General features: G+C 56.7%; 16 protein-coding genes. 15 read left to right on the top strand and 1 reads right to left on the bottom strand.

Annotated elements, in window-relative coordinates:
• Positions 1 to 61: 61 nt before the first annotated feature.
• The 5 genes from NSS64_RS15160 (at position 62) to NSS64_RS15140 (ending at position 7,985) form a co-directional block, all read left to right on the top strand.
• The gene (locus NSS64_RS15160; RefSeq protein WP_341140642.1) at positions 62 to 2,872 is read left to right on the top strand and encodes a calcium-translocating P-type ATPase, SERCA-type; all 2,811 of its coding nucleotides are present in this window, start codon (positions 62 to 64) and stop codon (positions 2,870 to 2,872) included.
• Positions 2,873 to 2,987: 115 nt separating this feature from the next.
• Positions 2,988 to 3,824 carry a diaminopimelate epimerase gene (gene dapF, locus NSS64_RS15155; RefSeq protein ID WP_340941337.1) on the top strand — a complete coding sequence of 279 codons (837 nt, stop codon included), beginning with the start codon at positions 2,988 to 2,990 and terminating at the stop codon, positions 3,822 to 3,824.
• 157 nt (positions 3,825 to 3,981) lie between these two features.
• A complete protein-coding gene (locus NSS64_RS15150) occupies positions 3,982 to 5,649 on the top strand; it encodes a spore germination protein (protein WP_341140641.1) in 1,668 nt (555 codons plus the stop codon).
• A complete protein-coding gene (locus tag NSS64_RS15145) occupies positions 5,639 to 6,844 on the top strand; it encodes a Ger(x)C family spore germination protein (protein ID WP_341140640.1) in 1,206 nt (401 codons plus the stop codon). The genes NSS64_RS15150 and NSS64_RS15145 overlap by 11 nt, the downstream gene beginning before the upstream one ends.
• 40 nt (positions 6,845 to 6,884) lie before the next feature.
• On the top strand, positions 6,885 to 7,985 hold the full coding sequence (locus NSS64_RS15140; RefSeq protein ID WP_341140639.1) for a GerAB/ArcD/ProY family transporter: 1,101 nt from the start codon (positions 6,885 to 6,887) through the stop codon (positions 7,983 to 7,985).
• Here NSS64_RS15140 and NSS64_RS15135 read toward each other — a convergent pair.
• Positions 7,958 to 8,215 carry a hypothetical protein gene (locus NSS64_RS15135; protein ID WP_340992581.1) on the bottom strand — a complete coding sequence of 86 codons (258 nt, stop codon included), beginning with the start codon at positions 8,213 to 8,215 and terminating at the stop codon, positions 7,958 to 7,960. The two genes, NSS64_RS15140 and NSS64_RS15135, sit on opposite strands and share 28 nt — an antisense overlap.
• 166 nt (positions 8,216 to 8,381) lie before the next feature.
• On the opposite strand from NSS64_RS15135, the gene NSS64_RS15130 reads away from it, so the two are divergent.
• From NSS64_RS15130 to rsmB, 10 genes are all read left to right on the top strand, one after another.
• A complete protein-coding gene (locus NSS64_RS15130; RefSeq protein ID WP_341140638.1) occupies positions 8,382 to 10,256 on the top strand; it encodes a bifunctional homocysteine S-methyltransferase/methylenetetrahydrofolate reductase in 1,875 nt (624 codons plus the stop codon).
• 38 nt (positions 10,257 to 10,294) lie between these two features.
• A complete protein-coding gene (locus tag NSS64_RS15125; protein WP_340941330.1) occupies positions 10,295 to 11,185 on the top strand; it encodes a YicC/YloC family endoribonuclease in 891 nt (296 codons plus the stop codon).
• 52 nt (positions 11,186 to 11,237) lie between these two features.
• A complete protein-coding gene (remA, locus tag NSS64_RS15120; protein WP_006209218.1) occupies positions 11,238 to 11,498 on the top strand; it encodes an extracellular matrix/biofilm regulator RemA in 261 nt (86 codons plus the stop codon).
• Between the two features lie 18 nt (positions 11,499 to 11,516).
• Positions 11,517 to 12,086: a guanylate kinase gene (gene gmk / locus NSS64_RS15115; RefSeq protein ID WP_036694520.1), complete on the top strand. Its 570-nt coding sequence runs from the start codon at positions 11,517 to 11,519 to the stop codon at positions 12,084 to 12,086.
• Between the two features lie 55 nt (positions 12,087 to 12,141).
• On the top strand, positions 12,142 to 12,342 hold the full coding sequence (gene rpoZ, locus NSS64_RS15110; protein WP_076074388.1) for a DNA-directed RNA polymerase subunit omega: 201 nt from the start codon (positions 12,142 to 12,144) through the stop codon (positions 12,340 to 12,342).
• A gap of 271 nt (positions 12,343 to 12,613) precedes the next feature.
• The gene (coaBC, locus tag NSS64_RS15105) at positions 12,614 to 13,846 is read left to right on the top strand and encodes a bifunctional phosphopantothenoylcysteine decarboxylase/phosphopantothenate--cysteine ligase CoaBC (RefSeq protein WP_341140637.1); all 1,233 of its coding nucleotides are present in this window, start codon (positions 12,614 to 12,616) and stop codon (positions 13,844 to 13,846) included.
• Positions 13,846 to 16,377: a primosomal protein N' gene (gene priA / locus NSS64_RS15100; protein WP_341140636.1), complete on the top strand. Its 2,532-nt coding sequence runs from the start codon at positions 13,846 to 13,848 to the stop codon at positions 16,375 to 16,377. Before coaBC ends, priA begins: the two co-directional genes overlap by 1 nt.
• Before the next feature lie 122 nt (positions 16,378 to 16,499).
• Positions 16,500 to 16,985 carry a peptide deformylase gene (gene def / locus NSS64_RS15095; protein ID WP_340941326.1) on the top strand — a complete coding sequence of 162 codons (486 nt, stop codon included), beginning with the start codon at positions 16,500 to 16,502 and terminating at the stop codon, positions 16,983 to 16,985.
• A 5-nt stretch (positions 16,986 to 16,990) separates the two neighbouring features.
• Positions 16,991 to 17,932 (top strand): methionyl-tRNA formyltransferase, encoded by a 942-nt coding sequence (gene fmt, locus NSS64_RS15090; RefSeq protein WP_341140635.1) that lies wholly within the window; start codon positions 16,991 to 16,993, stop codon positions 17,930 to 17,932.
• The gene (gene rsmB / locus NSS64_RS15085) at positions 17,929 to 19,416 is read left to right on the top strand and encodes a 16S rRNA (cytosine(967)-C(5))-methyltransferase RsmB (protein WP_341140634.1); all 1,488 of its coding nucleotides are present in this window, start codon (positions 17,929 to 17,931) and stop codon (positions 19,414 to 19,416) included. The genes fmt and rsmB overlap by 4 nt, the downstream gene beginning before the upstream one ends.
• Positions 19,417 to 19,516 lie beyond the last annotated feature (100 nt).

Genomic DNA, 19,516 nt, shown 5'->3' with positions numbered 1-19,516 from the left:
CAGGTGGAAAAGCTGTGCGCCGCCGGAAGTCAAGAAACGACCGGGAGGGGAAAGATTAGTTATGGAACAAAAAAGCTGGCACCGGCTCGGTGCAGAGGAGCTGCAGGAGATGTTCGGCGTTCAGCCGGGAACGGGGCTAAGCGCCGAGGACGCCGCCGCAAGACGCAAAGAGAGCGGGTACAATGAGCTGTCTGAGGGCAAAAGGGTATCGCCTTTTACGCTGCTGCTCAATCAGTTCAAGGATTTCATGGTACTGGTGCTGATGGGGGCGACACTGGTATCCGGCCTGCTCGGCGAATACTTAGACGCCATTACGATTATCGCGATTATTCTGCTGAACGGGGTACTCGGCTTCGTGCAGGAGTTCCGCGCCGAGCGTTCGTTAAGAGCGCTGAAGCAGCTCTCCGCGCCTACGGCCAAAGTGATGCGCGGCGGCAAGCAGGAGGTGCTTCCGGCCAGAATGCTGGTTCCCGGAGATATCGTCCTGCTGGAGAGCGGGGACCGGATACCGGCAGATGTCCGCTGGCTGCAGTGCAGCAGCATCTATGCCGAAGAGTCGGCGCTGACAGGGGAGTCGCTGCCGGTCTCCAAGCATGCCTCGGCGATCTATGCTGAAGACATTCCGCTAGGTGATCAGAAGAATATCGGCTTCATGGGTACGATGGTGACCCGGGGAACCGGCCGGGCGGTGGTTATCCGCACCGGTATGGCTACCGAGATGGGCAAGATTGCCGATCTGATTCAGAACACCGAATCCCAGGAGACCCCGCTGCAGCACCGTCTGGAGCAGCTCGGCAAGATTCTGATCTACGTCTCATTGGGACTGACCATTGTTGTGGTCCTGGCAGGAATTATGCATGGTCAGCCGGCAACGGCGATGTTCCTGGCCGGGGTAAGTCTGGCAGTGGCAGCTATTCCCGAAGGACTTCCGGCCATTGTGACGATTGCGCTTGCGCTGGGTGTACAGCGGATGATCAAGCGCAAGGCGATTGTCCGCAAGCTGCCTTCGGTAGAGACCCTCGGCTGTGCCTCCGTCATCTGCTCGGATAAGACAGGAACCCTGACACAGAACAAAATGACAGTCACCCAGCTCTGGAATGCCGGACGGACCCTTGAGGTATCAGGGGAAGGCTATGCTCCGGTAGGCAGTGTGCTGCAGAAGGGCCGGCCCGTTGATTTGAAGAATGATCAGAGTCTGCGGCGTATGCTTCAGGTGGGCGCATTATGCAGCAATGCAGAGATTTTTGAGAGCTACCCCGACACGCGCAGCAAAAAGAAAGGCAAAGGCGCAGAGGCCGATAAAGGGGCTAACGCCCAGCCGGTCTGGGAACTGAAGGGCGATCCTACGGAAGGTGCATTGGTCGCTTTGTCTGCCAAAATGGGACTAACTGCCCAGGCGCTTGCCGTAACCTATACCCGTGAGACGGAGTTTCCGTTCGATTCCGAACGTAAGCTGATGTCGGTGGTTGTGAATCACCCCGGCGGCCGGATGATTTGCACCAAAGGCGCACCTGACGTGCTCCTGAATTGCTGCACGTATATGCTGTGGGAGGGCGGAGTCGTGCCCTGCACGCCGACCTTGCGCCAGAAGGTGCTGGATGCCAATGAACAGATGGCTTCCGGCGCACTGCGTGTGCTCGGGATGGCTTACCGCGATCTGCGGAGCGGAGAAACGGCCGGCAGCGAGAAGGAAGCAGAAAGCCAGCTTGTCTTCGTGGGTCTGGCCGGGATGATCGATCCGCCGCGCAAGGAAGTGCGCGATGCAATCAGCGTAACCCGCCGGGCAGGCATCAAGACAGTGATGATTACCGGCGACCATGGGACGACGGCAGAGGCGATTGCCCATCAGCTCGGCATTCTGCAGCGCGGCGGCAGGGTTCTGACGGGGAGCGAGCTTACCCGGATGGACGATGACGCGCTGGATAAGGTCTCCGACAGCGTGTTCGTCTACGCCCGGGTATCGCCGGAGCATAAGCTGCGGATTGTCAAGTCGCTGCAGCGCCACGGCCACGTCGTTGCGATGACCGGCGATGGGGTGAACGATGCGCCTGCGATCAAGGCTGCCGACATCGGGATCTCGATGGGGATTACCGGCACGGATGTGACGAAGGAGGCTTCGGCTCTGGTCCTGGGGGACGATAACTTCTCGACCATTGTGGCTGCCATTGAAGAGGGACGGAATATCTATGAGAATATCCGCAAGTTCATCCGGTATCTGCTGGCTTCGAATGTCGGCGAGATTCTGACCATGTTCTTCGCCATGATGCTCGGGCTGCCGCTGCCGCTGGTTCCGATCCAGATTCTGTGGGTCAATCTGGTTACAGACGGCTTGCCCGCAATGGCGCTGGGCGTAGACCAGCCGGAGAAGGATCTGATGGAGCACAAGCCGCGCGGGGCGAAGGAGAATATCTTTGCCCGGCGTCTGGGCTGGAAGATTGTCAGCCGCGGACTGCTGATCGGACTCTGCACCCTGGCTGCCTTCTGGCTGACGCTGCGGATTGATCCAGGCAGTGCGCAGCAGTTGATCCGCGCGCAGTCGGTTGCTTTTGCCACCCTTGTGATGGCCCAGCTCATTCATGTGTTCGACTGCCGCAGCTCGCGCTCGGTCTTCTACCGGAATCCGTTCCAGAACAGATATCTGGTCCTGGCTGTCCTGTCCTCTGTCCTCTTAATGCTGGCTGTAATGTACCTCCCTGTGCTTCAGCCGGTGTTCAAGACCGTTCCGCTCAGCTTCCGTGAATGGTGCCTGGTGCTGGTCATGGCCGGAATCCCGACCTTCCTGATGGGAGCGGGCAGCGTCTGGGGCGGCAAGAAGAACCGCAGCCGCAGCGGCGGACGGCAGATGATAAAAAGTACAAAGTTTTCAGCATAAAATCAATAGCCTCACTCCACTCCTATAAGGTATGCTGGTTTCACTGAGAAGCTTGGTTTATGATGAACCAGGAATGTGGAAACAGCTGATCTTACTTATAGGAGTGGACCTGACAATGGAATTTACTAAAATGCACGGTTTGGGCAATGATTTTATCATCGTATTCGGCGAGGATGAGCTGCCGGGCAATGCCCCGGAGCTGGCAGTTACGCTGTGCAACCGGTTCTTTGGCATCGGCGCAGACGGACTGGTGTACATTCTTCCTTCGCAGCGCGGCGATTACATGATGCGTATCATGAACTCCGATGGCTCCGAGGCTGAGCAATGCGGCAATGCGATCCGCTGTGTATCCAAATATGTATATGAGCAGGGTCTGGTGGAATCGGAGCAGATAGTCATTGAGACGATTGGCGCCGGAGAACAGAAGGTCTCCCTGAAGGTGAAGGACGGGATCGTGGAGAGCGTAACGGTGGATATGGGCGAGCCGGTTCTGTCCGGACCGCAGATTCCTGTAGCGATCGACGCAGAGCCTGTGCTGGACCAGCCGATTGAAGCGGACGGCACAGCGTTCCGGTTCACCGCAGTCTCCATGGGGAATCCGCATGCAGTCATTTATGTGGACGATGCGGTATCGTTCGATCTCGCAACCTGGGGACCGAAGCTTGAGGTTCATCCGCTCTTCCCGCGTAAAGTAAACGTAGAGTTCGCCACCGTCGTCAACCGCGGTCACGTGGACATGCGCGTCTGGGAACGCGGTGCCGGTCCTACTCTGGCCTGCGGAACAGGCGCCTGCGCGACGCTGGTCTCCTCCGTGCTGAACGGAGTGACGGATCGCTCGGCGGTTATCAGCCTGAAGGGCGGCGACTTGTTCATCGAATGGAACGAGGACGATAATCATGTGTATATGACCGGCCCTGCGCAGGTGGTATATACCGGCTCAGTCGATATCTGATTCCTATATCACTATTTGCAATCCCCTGCATACCAGATGCAGGGGATTTGTTGTGTTGTTTAAGAGGAACAGGACGAGTGTGGGATAACAGCCGAATAATGGCAGGCATATCCGCGAATAATAGAACTCTGCATAGAATCAGGGAGGAGGAGCGGAGATGAAATCAGGGTCCAGCCGAAAAGCACAGAATGCGGGAGCAGATACTGCACCGGGACCGGGACAACCTGAGGGTGGTGTTGCCCTGGGCCTCGCGGATACGGTCGCCCAAAGTCTGCTCCATATTCAGACGGAGCTTGGCGGCAGTCCGGATCTCCTGATCCGCAGAATCCAGATTGGGGGAGAACGCCGGCTGGAAGCGGCTGCTGTTCATCTGAGCGGGCTGGCGGACTCAGGCTCCGTGAATGAATTCGTGCTGGGCTCGCTGCTGAATCATACGGAGGAGCTGTTGCTCGATAGCGCGGCTGGCGGCGCTGACAGTCCTCGGAAGCAAGCTTCGCTCCCGCAGCAGATCCTTAGCCGTGCTATGGAGATAGGTGATGCGGAGCTCCAGGAGAATTGGAAGGAAATCATGCTCGCTATTCTCTCCGGGGACACAGCGATTCTGCTGGAGGGCTGCCGGTCAGCGATTCTGTGCGGAACCAGGGGCGGGGAGCAGCGGGCGGTCAGTGAGCCTTCCTCCCAGCTCGTGGTCAGGGGGCCGAAGGACGGGTTCGTCGAGTCGGTGGCCACGAACATCTCGCTGATCCGCCGCAGAATCAAATCCGCCAAGCTGCGCCTGGAGGTCTTGAAGCTCGGCTCCGAGACTCATACCCATGTGGCGCTGATGTACATGAAAGGGATTGCGGGGGAGGATCTGATCCGCGAAGCCAGAGAGCGTCTGAACAAAATTGCCTTGAATGAGATACTTGAATCCGGGTACATTGAGGAATTAATCCAGGACAAGACGTTCACACCGTTCCCGACCATCTACAACACGGAACGGCCGGATGTGGCTGCGGGTAATCTACTCGAAGGCCGGGTGGTTATTATTGTGGACGGCACGCCGTTTGTGCTGATTCTCCCGGCGGTGTTTACGCAGTTTTTTCAATCTGCAGAGGATTATTCCCAGCGTTTCGACATTGCCATATTGATGCGGCTGGTCCGTTATTTGAGCTTCATCGTTCTGATTCTGGGGCCTTCGGTCTACCTCGCGCTGACCACCTATCATTATGAGATGATACCGACGACGCTGCTGATTAATCTGCTCTCCCAGCGGGAGAATGTACCTTTCCCGGCCTTTGTGGAGCTGCTCTTGATGGAGACGGCCTTTGAAATTCTGCGTGAAGCCGGGGTACGCATGCCGCGCGCCATCGGGCAGACGGTCTCTGTGGTCGGTGCGCTTATTCTGGGCACGGCGGTGGTAGAGGCCGGAATTATTACCCCCATCATGGTCATCGTAGTGGCGTTAACCGGGATCGCCAGCTTTGCCCTTCCTGCGTATAACATGGCGATTGCCGGGAGAATTATACGATTTGCTTTTCTGGTCCTGGCCAGTATATTCGGCTTCTATGGAATTACGCTGGGCATGATTCTGCTTGTAGCACATATGAACAGCCTGAGATCCTTCGGTGTTCCTTATCTTTTCCCCTTCGTGCCGCTCTCCATTAAAGGGCAGAAGGACACGTTGCTCAGACTTCCGCTCTGGCTGAACGGCGCAGACAAGCCGCCGGCACAGATGCGCGAGGAAATGCCGGACTACATGCTGCTAACGACCGGTCATGAGGAGCAGCTCCCCCCGTTAATCCGCAAGAATAGCAGGACTGAGGAGGAGAACCGTGAGGAATAGAATCTTAGGCGGCATAGGTGTACTGTTTGTCCTTCCAATGCTGCTGCTTACCGGCTGCTGGGACAGTGTTGAACTCAACCGGCGGGCGATTGTCTCGGGGGTAGCGATCGACAAGGGAGACACTGAGGCTGAGCGGTACAAGCTGTCCTTTCAAGTGATTGTGGCGGAGGAAATCTCCGGAGAGAAGAGTAGAGGTATATCGCCGGTTGCGCTGTACACAGGAACAGGCCGCACGATGTTCGAGGCACTGGCAGACGCTTCCCGCCAGACGGCACGCTTCCTCTCCCTGGGCCATGTGCGGGTGCTGGTGATCTCGGAGGCGTTCGCCCGCGAAGGCATCAAGGACCTTCTGGATGTGCTGGAGCGGGAGAGTGATACCCGGCTGAACAGCCTGATCTTCATCTCCAAGGGACAGCCTGCGCGTGAGATCATGTCCACAATGACCGTATTCAGCAAAATCCCGGCCAATGATCTGGTAGAGAAGCTGGAGACGACCTCCAAGCAGTTCGGCTATAACTTCCGGATGGCCGTGGATGATGTGATTCGGGGGATTCAGATCAGAGGAGGCGGTCCGGTGATCAACGGGGTATACACCAGAGGAGAGTGGACTCCGTCATCGGGCAGCAATGAGAGCCTGAAGAATATCGAACCCCGGTCGATCCTGAGAGTCTCCTCCCTTGCGGCGTTCAAGGATGACAAGCTGAAGGGCTGGCTTACGGGTGACGCTGCTCTCGGTACCGTTCTTTTGCATAATCGGATCAAAGAATTCCCGGTTCTGCTCAAGCAGCAGGAGGGCGGCTATCTCTCCTTCAACATCTATCAGTCCCAGGTATCGCTTGCAGTCAATTCGTCTGACCCGGAGCATACTGTCTTTACGGTCAAGATCACGCAGCAGGCTGCGCTCAAGGAAGCTCCGTATCCGCTCGATCTTACCTCGCCTAAAGTGCTGGAAGAGCTGTCAGACCGGCTTATAAAAGAAAGCGTGAAGCATATCCAAGCAGCTATAAGTACCGCCAAAGAATTGGGCAGCGATTATCTCGGCTTTGGACGGGCATTGCAGCGGAAGGACCCGCGCGGCTGGAAGAAGGTCAGGGACCACTGGGAGGACGTATTCGCAGACTGTGAAATCCGGTTCGATGCGGATGTGGTCATACGGCATACGGATATGCGCAGCAACTCTTTTCAGATTCATTAAGTCTGCCGGTAGGGTAACCAGGTGAGGAGGTCCACAGAATATGGGTAAGGTCAAAATCGGACTCGTCGAATTCTTCAGCCTGACGGTGCTGTTCGAGCTGGGCACGGCGCTGGTGGTTAATCTGGGAATGGGGGCAGGCCGGGATGCCTGGCTCTCGATCCTGATCGGCTGCGCGGCGGGGCTGATCATGTTCACGGGATACGCCTATCTGTACCGTAAGCACCCGGACCAGCCTTTTACAGCCTATACACGGCAAATTCTCGGAAAATATATCGGGGCACCGGTAGGCCTGCTCTATATTATTCTCTACATAAACCTGGCCGCCCGGGATCTGCGCGATGGCAGCACCATGCTCGCAATGTCGACCATGCATCATACTCCGCTGTTCATCTTAAGCGCCCTGATGCTGCTCTCGGGAGCTTATGTGCTGCATAAGGGAGTTGAGGTGCTGGGCAGAACGTCCATGGTATTTGCGTTTGCCGTTCTGGGGATCGGTCTGTTCGGGGCAGTGATGCTGATACTCTCCGGTACAATCAATCTGCACAGACTGTTCCCTGTACTGGAGAATGGCTTCCAGCCCGTGCTTAGCTCGGTGATTCATCAGAATTATATGTTTCCGTTCGGGGAGATGGTGTGCTTCACTATGCTGATGCCGTATTTGTCCAGTGTCAAAAAAGGACCGTGGATCATCGCCGCCGCCATGGTGTTCTCCGCGCTGCTGCTCAGCTTCACGATGGCGCTGAATGTTTCGGTTCTGGGTGCTGACATTGTTGAGCGTTCACCGCTCCCGCTGATGCCGACAATCAGCAAGATCTCCGTTTCGGATATCATCCAGCGGGTGGATATTTTCGTGGTTATGGTGCTGATTATCGGGGTGTTTTTCAAAATGGCCGTCTTCTTTGCTGCCGCGCTGATCGGAATCTCGGACCTGTTCAAGCTGCCGTACCGGAGAATGCTCTATCCCTGCGGACTGATCATCCTCTTCACCTCCATGCTGGATGCACGCAGCTTCATTGAACATCTCGATGAGGGCGGGACCCTGCTGTATAGGGTATATCCTTATTTAATGATAGTCATTCCGGCGCTGCTGGTCATCGTGACGGCGGTTCGTGATCATTTCTCCGCTCCCCGGCCGGGCTGACGGCCGCTCACCCAATAGATGGCATCCGGCACGATCATCAGCAGCACCAGTACAGCCGCAGTCAGCTTCTCCGAAGTAGTATAGAGCAGATAATTCAGAATATAGCGGATATTCTCCGCGCCGTAGCCTAACATCAAGTCCAGCAGGTACAGGTACAGCAGCGAGAGCGCTGACAGCAGGAGAATTACGGCATATTTGCGCAGCAGCAGTTTTCTTATTTTTTTCTTCATTCCTACACTCTCCTTTTGGCAAGATTAAGCGTAGTATGAATCATTTGCCGGACTGGCATACAAGAATAACGGACGGTCGCCTCTTTTGCCCGCTAAAGCTTATCATCCATCCCGATTTATGTTACATTAGTATGAAACTAATGTCAGTCAAGGGGAGGTTCTTGCGGTGAAGCCGGATTTGCGCTCTGCATGGGAGAATAATGTGTTGGTCGGAGACGGAGCGATGGGAACTTTTTTGTATCAAAAGGGTTTCCCTGTCGGCATCTCCTACGAGGAATTGAATCTGACCTCACCGGAGGTCATTGAGGATGTGCACCGGAGCTATATCAATGCAGGTGCTGTACTGCTGGAGAGTAATACCTACTCCGCGAACTACGACAAGCTGTCGAAGTTCGGACTGGAGGCCAAGGTGGCGGACATCAACCGTGCGGGGGTCCGCATTGCCCGCCGGGCTGCCGGCGAGAACGGTTATGTAGTCGGAGCCATCGGCTCGATCCGCGCCGGCAAACGGGCCAATCTGTCCTCCTCCGAGCTGAAGAAATTCTTCTCACAGCAGATTGCTGCGCTCCTGGAGGAAGCGCCGGACGGGATCATGCTGGAGACCTTCTATGATGTCGAGGAGCTTCATCTGGCGCTGAAGGCTGTGCGTAAGCTAAGTACACTGCCCGTAATTTGCCAGCTGGCTGTGGACGATTCAGCGCGGACGCTGGACGGATTAACCCTGCCGGAAGCGTTCCATATTCTGCAGCAGGACGGAGCGGATGTGATCGGCTTCAACTGCAACACCGGACCGAACGGGATCAAGCGTGCGCTGGGTACGCTGCAGGGCAAGCTGGCGCTGCCGGTGTCGATCTATCCGAATGCGGGCGTAGCCGATTATGTAGACGGCCAATACCGCTACGGGGCATCACCGGAGTATTTCGGCCAGATGGCACCGGTGTTCGCGGATATGGGCAGCCGGATTATCGGGGGCTGCTGCGGCACCACTCCTAAGCATATCGCTGAAATCTCCGCTGCCCTGAAGGGCTATACGGTGGTGCCGTTGCCTGAGCCCGCTGCCTTCAGTGCGCCTGAGAGCATTGCGGTGCAGGAGCATCTGGCGGATGACGGGGGACAGGGAGGCGGGGAACCGACGCTTGTCGATCTGGTCAAGGAACGCCATACCGTTATCGTAGAGCTTGACCCTCCGCGCGATCTGGACATCGCGAAGTTCATGAAGGGGGCAGAGGCGCTGCGCCGGGCCGGAGCCGATGCGCTGACGCTGGCCGATAATTCGCTTGCTGTCACCCGGATGAGCAATATGGCGCTGGGGCATCTGGTACAGGCCCGCACAGGCCTGCGGCCGCTGGTGCATATTGCCTGCCGTGACCGCAATCTGATTGGCACCCAGTCGCATCTGATGGGCTTTGACGCGCTGGGAATTGACCATGTGCTGGCCGTGACCGGAGATCCTGCCCGGTTCGGGGATCTGCCCGGCTCAAGCTCGATCTATGACCTGACTTCATTTGAAATTATACGTATGATCAAGCAGCTCAATGACGGCGTGGCCTTCTCCGGCAAGCCGCTCAAGCAGAACGCGAAGTTCGTCATCGGCGCAGCATTCAATCCCAATGTCAAGCATCTGGACAAAGCGGTCGAGCGCCTGGAGAAGAAGATTGCCTCGGGTGCGGATTATATTATGACCCAGCCCGTGTATGATCCTGAATTGATTGCCCGGATTGCCAAGGCTACCGAGCACCTGGATATTCCGATCTTCATCGGCATTATGCCGCTGGCCAGCGGACGCAATGCAGAGTATCTGCATAATGAGGTTCCCGGCATTCAGCTCTCCGCCGAGGTCCGCAGCCGGATGGCCGGACTCGAAGGCGAGGCGGGCCGGGCCGAAGGGGTGCTGATCGCCAAGGAGCTGCTGGATGCGGCGATTGCACATTTTAACGGAATCTATCTGATTACGCCGTTTATGTTCTATGATATGAGTGTCCAGCTGCTGGAGTATATTTGGGAGAAGCAAGGACGTAAGTTATCCCCCTTGTTTCGCTAGTAATAATCAATTACAATAGTGTAATGGATGTGATTCCGTTGTCATATAGTATGACCGGATACGGTCAGTCAGCCCTGCAATACGGCGGGCACAAGATAACCTTCGAGGTCAAATCGGTGAATAACCGGTACTGCGAAGTTGTGCTGCGGTTGCCCAGGGAATGGACGGGGTATGAGGATAGGCTGCGCAGAATGGTTCAGGCTCATATCAGACGGGGACGGGTAGATGTTATTATTAATAGAGAACTCACCGACGGGGCGGCTGACACGCATGTGCTGGACCGCCGCAGGGTGAGCTCCTATCTGGATGCAGCGGAGGTACTGGTCCGGGAGTATGGCTTCAAGGGAGAGTTGTCCCTGCGGGATATCCTTGCTATGCCCGGTGTAATGGAACCGAAGGAAGAGACGGCTGCTGCTGACTCCTCCGGAGAACTTGCAGATCTTCTGGAGCAGGGTCTCCAGCTTAGTCTGGAGGCCCTGCTGGAGATGCGCGGGCGGGAAGGCTCCTATTTGGCGGCCGATCTGACGCGCAGACTTGACCGTCTGGAAGAGCTGCATGCCGGAATCAGCAGATATGCGCCTCTGGTTGTAGAGGAGCAGCGCGAGAAGCTGCGGCAACGGCTAAACCTGCTGAATGACGGGAGCTTCCCCTGGGATGAGCATAAATTCGGCATGGAGATGGCTATTTTCGCCGACCGCTGCAATATAGATGAGGAGCTGACCCGGCTTCACAGCCATTTCGGCCAGTGCCGGGCCTTGCTGCTGGGCAGCGAGCCTGCCGGACGCAAGCTTGATTTTCTCATCCAGGAGATGAACAGGGAGACCAACACAATAGGGTCGAAGTGCAGTCATCTGGCGGTTGTGAATCTGACGCTTGATATGAAGGCGGAGCTCGAGAAGATTCGGGAGCAGGCGGCGAACCTGGAATGACAGGAGCCAGGGAGCAAGCTATGATGTTACTTATGGGGGGAACAACCGGAACATGGCAATCAAATTAATCAACATCGGCTTTGGGAATATCGTGTCAGCGAACCGTATTATTTCCATTGTCAGCCCGGAATCGGCACCGATTAAGAGAATTATCCAGGAGGCCAGAGACAGGCATATGCTGATCGATGCCACCTACGGGAGGCGGACGCGGGCTGTCATTATTACCGACAGCGACCATGTGATTCTCTCGGCTGTACAGCCTGAGACGGTAGCTCACCGCCTATCCAGCAAAGACGACGATAACGACGAATAACAACAATTGGAGTGTACTATGTCAAAAGGATTGCTGATTATACTATCCGGCCCTTCCGGTGTCGGCAAAGGCACGGTATGCACAGCGCTGCGGCCGAAGATGCCTGAACTCGTCTATTCCGTTTCTGCCACCACACGCTCTCCGCGTGCAGGTGAAGAGAACGGAGTCAATTATTTTTTCAAATCCAGAGAGCAGTTCGCCGACATGATCGAAGGCGACAAGCTGCTGGAATATGCGGAGTACGTAGGCAATTATTACGGTACTCCGCGTGACTTTGTAGAGAGAACCCTCGAGAGCGGAAGAGATATTATTCTGGAGATTGAGGTTCAGGGAGCACTCAAGGTCAAAGAGAAATTCCCCGAAGGGATCTTTGTGTTCCTTCTCCCTCCGTCCATGGACGAGTTGAAGGACCGTATTCGCGGACGCGGAACAGAGCATCCTGATGTGATCAGCCACCGCATGTCTGTGGCCGAGGATGAGATCGGTTTGATCCGGCACTATGATTATGCCGTGGTGAATGATGAGATTGATCTGGCCTGCAAGCGAATAGAAAGTATTATTATCGCCGAACATTGTAAGGTGAGATGATCGGTTCTACAGGATTGGTACACTATCCACAGTAAAAGATGAAGAGGTGCCTTACATGCTATATCCATCCATTGACGAACTGGTGACTAAGGTCGACAGCAAGTATTCCCTGGTAGTCGCTTCAGCCCGCCGGGCCAGAGCACTCCGTGAAGGCGGAAAGACCGATATCATCGCTCCGAAATCCCACAAATTCGTTGGGGTTGCACTTGAAGAAATCTATGAAGACCGCATTATAGTAACGCGCGGCGAGGAATAGTCCCCTGAAATGGTGCCGTCCCTTGAATAAGGGCGGCGCAGCCGTTTCTGCCCGCTGAAGCTGCACAATGAAGTGATAATGGCCCGTACCGGGCTGTTCCTGACAACCGGAAGGTTGTTATTTTTTTCTCTATATATAAGGATCATGTGAAGCACAGACTTCTTTTAGCGTAAATATGACATAACGAAGCCGTAAATATGAAGATTTTCATTTCTTCTTTTCATAGCAGAATATAGAATGGGTGCAGATTGAGGAACGGAGGGAGATCAGATTGAAGAGCTTACAAGGGAAGTCGATTATACTCGGAATTACCGGCGGGATTGCTGCGTATAAGGCCGCGGCGCTGACCAGCAAGCTTACCCAGAAGGGCGCCGAGGTGCATGTCATTATGACGTCATCGGCCAAGCAGTTCATTACGGAGCTGACGCTCCAGTCATTGTCGAAGCAGCGGGTGTACAGTGATACGTTCCAGGAACGCGATCCGTCCTCGATTTCACATATTGATCTGGCGGATGCCGCCGACCTGGTCCTGATTGCGCCGGCTACGGCCAACATTATTGCCAAGATGGCCCACGGGCTGGCAGACGACATGCTCTCCACCACGCTTCTTGCCACAACAGCGCCTATTATGGTAGCTCCAGCGATGAATGTTCATATGTATCAGCATCCGGCGGTCCTCAGCAATATGGATATCCTTTATAACAGAGGTGTTCAGTTTATTGAGCCCGGTGAAGGGCTGCTGGCCTGCGGGTATGTGGGCAAGGGACGGCTGGAGGAGCCGGAAGAGATTGTGAAGGTGGTTGAGAATTTTTTTGTACTGCAGAAGGAGAAGACCTCCGGACCGCTTGCCGGTAAAAAAGTGGTGATTACCGCAGGAGGCACGGTAGAACGTATTGATCCTGTCCGGTATATCTCCAATGATTCCTCGGGTAAAATGGGCTTCGCCCTCGCGCGCGCCGCGCGTGCCATGGGTGCTGCGGTGACGCTGATTGCCGCGCGTACCGATGAGGCGCCGCCCCGTGATGCCGGTATCGATCTGATCCGCGTCCAGTCAGCACAGGAGATGCACGATGCAGTCATGGCCCGCTGGAGTAATTGCGATATTCTTGTGAAAGCAGCGGCGGTTGCGGATTACCGTCCACGCGAGAGCAGCGACTCGAAGATTAAGAAGAGCGGCAGCACCATGACGCTTGAGCTGGTGAAGACGACTGATATTCTGGAGAGCCTGGGCAGAATCAAGGACAAGCAGTTCCTGATCGGCTTTGCCGCCGAGACCGGAAATGCCGAGGTCTATGCCAAGGACAAGCTGGTCCGCAAGAACCTCGATCTGATTGTAGCGAATGATGTGGCCATGGAGGGTGCGGGATTCGGCACGGATACCAACATTGTCAAAGTGTATGATGCCGAAGGCCTGGTGCTGGATCTTCCGCTGGCTTCCAAGGATGAGGTGGCGCGCCGGATTCTGCGGCTGGCGGCTGAGCGTGTTGCCGGAGCCTTATTATAATGGATATTGCCAAGGTCATTGTCGATGTTCCTGTACGCAGCACCGACCGGCCGTTTGACTATATTATCCCGGATGCTCTGAAGCTGTGGATTGAGGTGGGCAGCAGAGTCGCTGTTCCGTTCGGCCCCCGTACGGTCCAGGGGTTCGTAGTGTCCCTGGAATCAGGGGAGACCGGCAGTGTCTCCCGGATGAAGCCGATTGTAGAAGTACTGGATCTGCTTCCTCCCCTATCGCCGGAGCTGGTTGAGCTAGCCGACTGGATGAGCCAAAGATACGCCTGCAGACGGATCTCCGCACTGCAGGCGATGCTTCCGACTGCCCTGAAGGGCAAAGCCGAGCGTTTGATCTCGCTTGGAGATTCAGAGGAAGCGTCCAGCGCTCCCGCAGATGAGCTGTTTCCGCTCTTTCTTGAGGCGGATAACGAAGAACAGCAGATTATTGACTTCGTTAGGCGTCACAGCGAAGTATCCATGAAGCTGCTGACCCGTACCTTCCCCGAGGCTGCGGAGACGGTTAAGTTCATGGTGCGGCGCGGAGTCCTGGCAGAGAGCCAGTCGATCAAGGATAAGATGGGCAAAAAGAAGCTCAAGGCCGTTGACCTGGCTATTGGCTTGTCAGCAGCCCGGGAGTCGCTCTCCAGCTTCCCGGCGCGTTCAGCGCGCCAGAAGGAAGTGCTCTCCTACCTGATTGATATGGAAGCCATGCTGCCGATGCCGCTCAAGGATATTCTGGCGATTCTTCAGGTCACTGCGGGCACGGTCAAGACGCTTGCGGACAAAGGGTATATAGAGATCAGCGAAATCGAAGTCTACCGTGACCCCTACCGGGGACGGGACTTCAAGCCTAGCACCCCGCTTCCGCTGACAGCGGAGCAGGAGGCTGTCTATAAGCGGATTGTGGGCACTGTTGAGCAGCAGACGCATGAAGTCTTCCTGCTGCACGGGGTGACCGGCAGCGGGAAGACGGAAATCTATCTGCAGACGATCCAGCGCTGCATTGAGCAGGGTCGGCAGGCAGTGGTGCTGGTACCCGAGATTGCACTGACTCCGCAGATGGTGGAACGGTTCAAGGGCCGGTTCGGCAGCGGGGTGGCGGTGATGCACAGCCGGCTGTCTGTGGGTGAACGCTATGACGAGTGGCGGAAGATCCGGGAAGGCAAGGCAATGGTTGCGGTGGGAGCCCGCTCTGCGGTGTTCGCCCCGTTCGCCAATCTGGGTCTGATTATTATGGATGAAGAGCATGAAGGATCATATAAGCAGGAGGAGAATCCGAAATACCATGCCCGTGATGTGGCTGTCCGCAGGGCAGAGCAGGGCGGGGCCGTGGTAATTCTGGGCTCTGCAACACCTTCACTGGAGAGCTATCATGCCGCCAGATCGCAGAGTGACATCCACTTCTCGCCGATTCTGCTGGAGATGCCGAGCCGCGCACTGGGCAACGAGCTGCCGAAGGTGGCTGTCGTTGACATGCGTGAGGAGCTGAAGGAAGGTAACCGCTCCATGTTCAGCCGCAGTCTGCATGCCGCTCTGGTGAGCAGGCTGGAGCGCGGCGAACAGACAGTGCTGCTGCTCAACCGCAGAGGCTTCTCGACCTTCGTCATGTGCCGGAGCTGCGGCTACGTTGCCGGCTGCCCGGAATGTGATATCTCGCTGACCTATCACAGCCGCAGCGACAATCTGCGCTGCCATTACTGCGGGCATGCAGAACCTGCGCCCAAGATATGCCCGGAATGCGGCAGTGAGCATATCCGCTTCTTCGGGACAGGCACACAACGGGTAGAAGAAGAGCTGGGCAAGCTGTTCCCTGGTATCCGGGTTATACGTATGGATGTGGACACGACCACGGAGAAGGGCTCGCATGAGAAGCTCCTGAACCAATTCAGGGACAAGAAGGCCGATGTGCTGCTAGGTACACAGATGGTCGCCAAAGGACTCGACTTCCCTGATGTAACACTGGTTGGGGTCATTACTGCGGATTCTGCGCTCAATCTGCCTGATTTCCGGGCGGCGGAGAAGACCTTTCAGCTCTTGACGCAGGTTGCCGGCCGTGCGGGGCGGCACCAGCTCCCCGGCGAGGTGGTGGTCCAGTCGTATACACCGGAGCATTATTCGATTATCCACGCCAGCGGGCATGATTACCGTTCATTCGTCCGGGACGAGCTGAAGCACCGCAAAGAGCTGCATTACCCGCCGTATTGCCGGCTGATTCTGGTTACCCTGTCGCATGAGCAGCTTCCGCTGCTGCTGAAGCTTGCAGAGAACTATGCGCTCAGCATTCAGGGCAAAGCCAGACAGCTGCGCTGGTACGGCAGCCTGGACAAGCTCTCCTCGGATGCGCTGGATCTGCTGGGACCGGTCGCCTCGCCGCTGCCCCGGCTGAAGGGGCGTTACCGGTTCCAGTGCATTATCAAATGGCGCGGTGCGATTGACGCCATTGCACTGGCCCGCCAGGTGGCGGAGGAGCTGGAGGATTCTGTCCGCGATAAGGGACTGCAGATCAGCATCGATGTCGATCCGCAGATGTTGATGTAATTCCCGGGCGTGTTACAATGGTAAGGCGGTTTTGCCCTGCCGTTTCGGCAAGAAATAGAAGGATAATGTATAGCGTGAGACAGATACATTCTTATATTTGAACAAGGATGGTGTTAGTGTAAATGGCAATCAGGCTGATTGTGAAAGAACCGGATGAAGTATTGCACAAAAAAGCGAAGACGGTAACCACCGTTACCCCCAATGTACAAAAACTGCTCGATGATATGGCAGATACGATGTATGACGCGGAAGGCGTAGGTCTCGCAGCTCCGCAGGTAGGAATCCTGAAGCGGCTGATTGTAATCGATGCCGATGAGGAGCATGGATTGATCAAGCTGATCAATCCCGAGATTCTCAGCATGGAGGGGGAACAGTTCGGACCCGAAGGCTGCCTGAGTATTCCCGGCCTGAACGGGGATGTCCGCCGTGCGGAGACAGTAACTGTACGTGGCCTGAACCGCGAGGGCGAGGAAGTGACCATTACCGGAAGCGGCCTGCTGGCCCGGGCTTTTCAGCATGAGATCGATCACCTGAATGGCGTGCTGTTCACAGATATTGCTGAGAAGGTCTATGAATACACAGCAGAACGCAGTGAAACTGAGGAGTGAATGAAATGAGAATAGTGTTCATGGGAACACCGGCCTTTGCAGTCCCCTCCCTGCGGATGCTGCTGGAAGAGGGCTATGAGGTAGTGGCTGTGGTGACTCAGCCGGACCGGCCGCAAGGCCGCAAGAAGACGCTGGCCCCATCCCCGGTGAAGGCGGCTGCACTGGAGCTGGGACTGCCGGTTCTGCAGCCCGAACGGCTGCGCCGCCCTGAATCGGTGGCTGAGCTGGCGGCCTATGAGCCGGATCTGATTGTTACCGCCGCTTATGGACAGATTCTTCCGAAGAGCGTTCTGGAGCTGCCGGCGAACGGATGTGTGAATGTTCATGGCTCACTGCTGCCCAAGTACCGGGGCGGTGCTCCGATACAGCGCTGTATCATGAACGGCGAGAAGGTGACCGGTGTGACGCTGATGTATATGGCGGAAGGATTGGACACCGGAGATATGATCTCGCGGGTGGAGGTAGCGATAGAGGATGACGATACTTCAGGCACGCTGTTCGAGAAGCTAAGCGTGGCCGGACGGGAGCTCCTCAAGACAGAGATGCCGCGACTGGCTGCCGGCCGTGTAGAAGCTGCCGTGCAGGATGACAGTGAAGCAACCTATGCGCCGAATCTAAACCGGGAAGATGAACGGATCGACTGGAGCCGGGGCTCGCTGGAGCTATACAACCAGATTCGCGGCCTGGTGCCGTTCTCGGGTGCGTTCACCCTGTGGAACGGCGAGACCTTCAAGGCATGGGCGGCGGTGAAGCCGCAGGCGGAGGAACAGCCGGGCGGTAGCGCGGCTCCGGGCACCGTGCTGTCCGTGAGCGAACGCGGCGTTGAGGTGAAGACCGGTGACGGGACGCTGCGGCTTACAAGCGTCCAGCCTGCCGGCAAAAAAGCCATGAGCGCAGCCGACTTCAGCCGTGGTGCAACCCTCGCACCCGGCACGGTGCTCGGTTGAGCGCGGGCGGTAAGGGAGGCGGCGGACCGCGTCCGCGTACTTCCGGCAATCAGCCTGCGGCCTCCGGCACAAAGCCTGCCCCCGGCAGAACCGGCGGAGCGGGCCGGAATCGGCCGGGCGGCAAGCCTGCTGCGCCAGCTTCTGCGCGGGAGGTTGCTCTTGATATTCTGGTGCGCGTAGAGCAACAGGGTGCTTACAGTAACCTGTTGCTGGGAAGCAGCCTCCAGAAAGCGGACCTCAGCCGGGAGGATACGGGACTTGCTACAGAGCTGGTGTACGGAACCCTCTCACGGATGATTACCCTCGATTATGTCCTCAGCAGCTTCGTCAGCAAAGGGATGGCCAAGCTGGAGCCCTGGGTACGGAGTCTGCTGCGGTTAAGCCTGTACCAGATCATGTATCTGGACCGGGTTCCTTCGCATGCAGCCGTTAACGAGGCTGTGAATATCTCCAAGCGACGCGGCCATCAGGGCATCTCGGGTATGGTCAATGGCGTGCTGCGCAGTGTGCTGCGGGCGGGAGAGCTGCCGGTCTTGCCTGAGGGGCTGAGCCGGGAAGAGCGGATATCCATCCTGCACTCCCATCCCCTGTGGATGGTGCAGCGCTGGTCGGCGGAATACGGCCCGGATACGGCAGAAGCCATGTGTGCGGCGAATAATGAGCCGCCCGCAGTCAGTGTCCGTGTCAATACAACGATGATTAGCCGGGAGGCCATGCTGGCAGAACTGCTTGAAGCCGGTCTGGATGCCGCAGAATCAAAGGTGAGTCCTGCCGGGCTGGTCATCAGAGGCGGCGGCAATCTGGCGCTGACCTCCTGGTACCGGGACGGCTATCTGTCCGTTCAGGATGAGAGCTCCATGCTGGTAGCCGAGGTTGTCGCTCCCGAAGCCGGGATGAAGGTGCTGGACTGCTGCGCTGCCCCCGGCGGCAAAAGCGCCCATATGGGCGAGCTGATGAAGGACGAAGGCTCCATATTGGCCAATGACCTGCATGAGCATAAAGCGGGGCTGATTGCCGAGCAGGCAGCACGCCTCGGCCTGGAATGCATTACCACCGCAAGCGGGGATGCCCTGGAGCTGGGTGCAGCCCTCCAGCCGGAATCCTATGACCGGATTCTGCTGGACGCTCCTTGCTCGGGGCTTGGGGTCATCCGCCGCAAGCCTGACTTGAAATGGCGCAAGCAGCCGGAGGATATTGCCAGCGTAGCTGCGTTGCAGCTTGAGCTGCTGCAATCGGTCTCCGGGCTGCTGAAGCCGGGAGGCGTGCTGGTCTACAGCACGTGTACTACCGAGCAGGCGGAGAACAGCCGGGTTGTCGCTGCTTTCCTGGAGCTCAATCCCGGCTTCGCGCAGGTCAGCTTCAAGTCAGCCGTCTGGGAGCGGCTGGAAGGAACCGCGCTTGCTGCCGGTGACGGCATACAGCTGCTCCCGCATCATTATGGCAGCGACGGCTTCTATATTGCCCGGCTGGAGCGACTCTTGTAATATAGTGATTGTGCTTCAGGACTACAGCTTCCCGCCCGCAGAATCCTCCGCGCGGCGGGCTTTTCTTTTACCGGTTCTGAGTTTTGTGTTAAAATAGGAA

Origin of the sequence: Paenibacillus sp. FSL H8-0122 (genome assembly GCF_038005345.1) — a bacterium.
Classification (GTDB): Bacteria; Bacillota; Bacilli; order Paenibacillales; family Paenibacillaceae; genus Paenibacillus_AQ.
The sequence above is the reverse complement of the archived record's forward strand: the minus strand, read 5'-3'. Positions and strand labels throughout refer to the sequence as shown.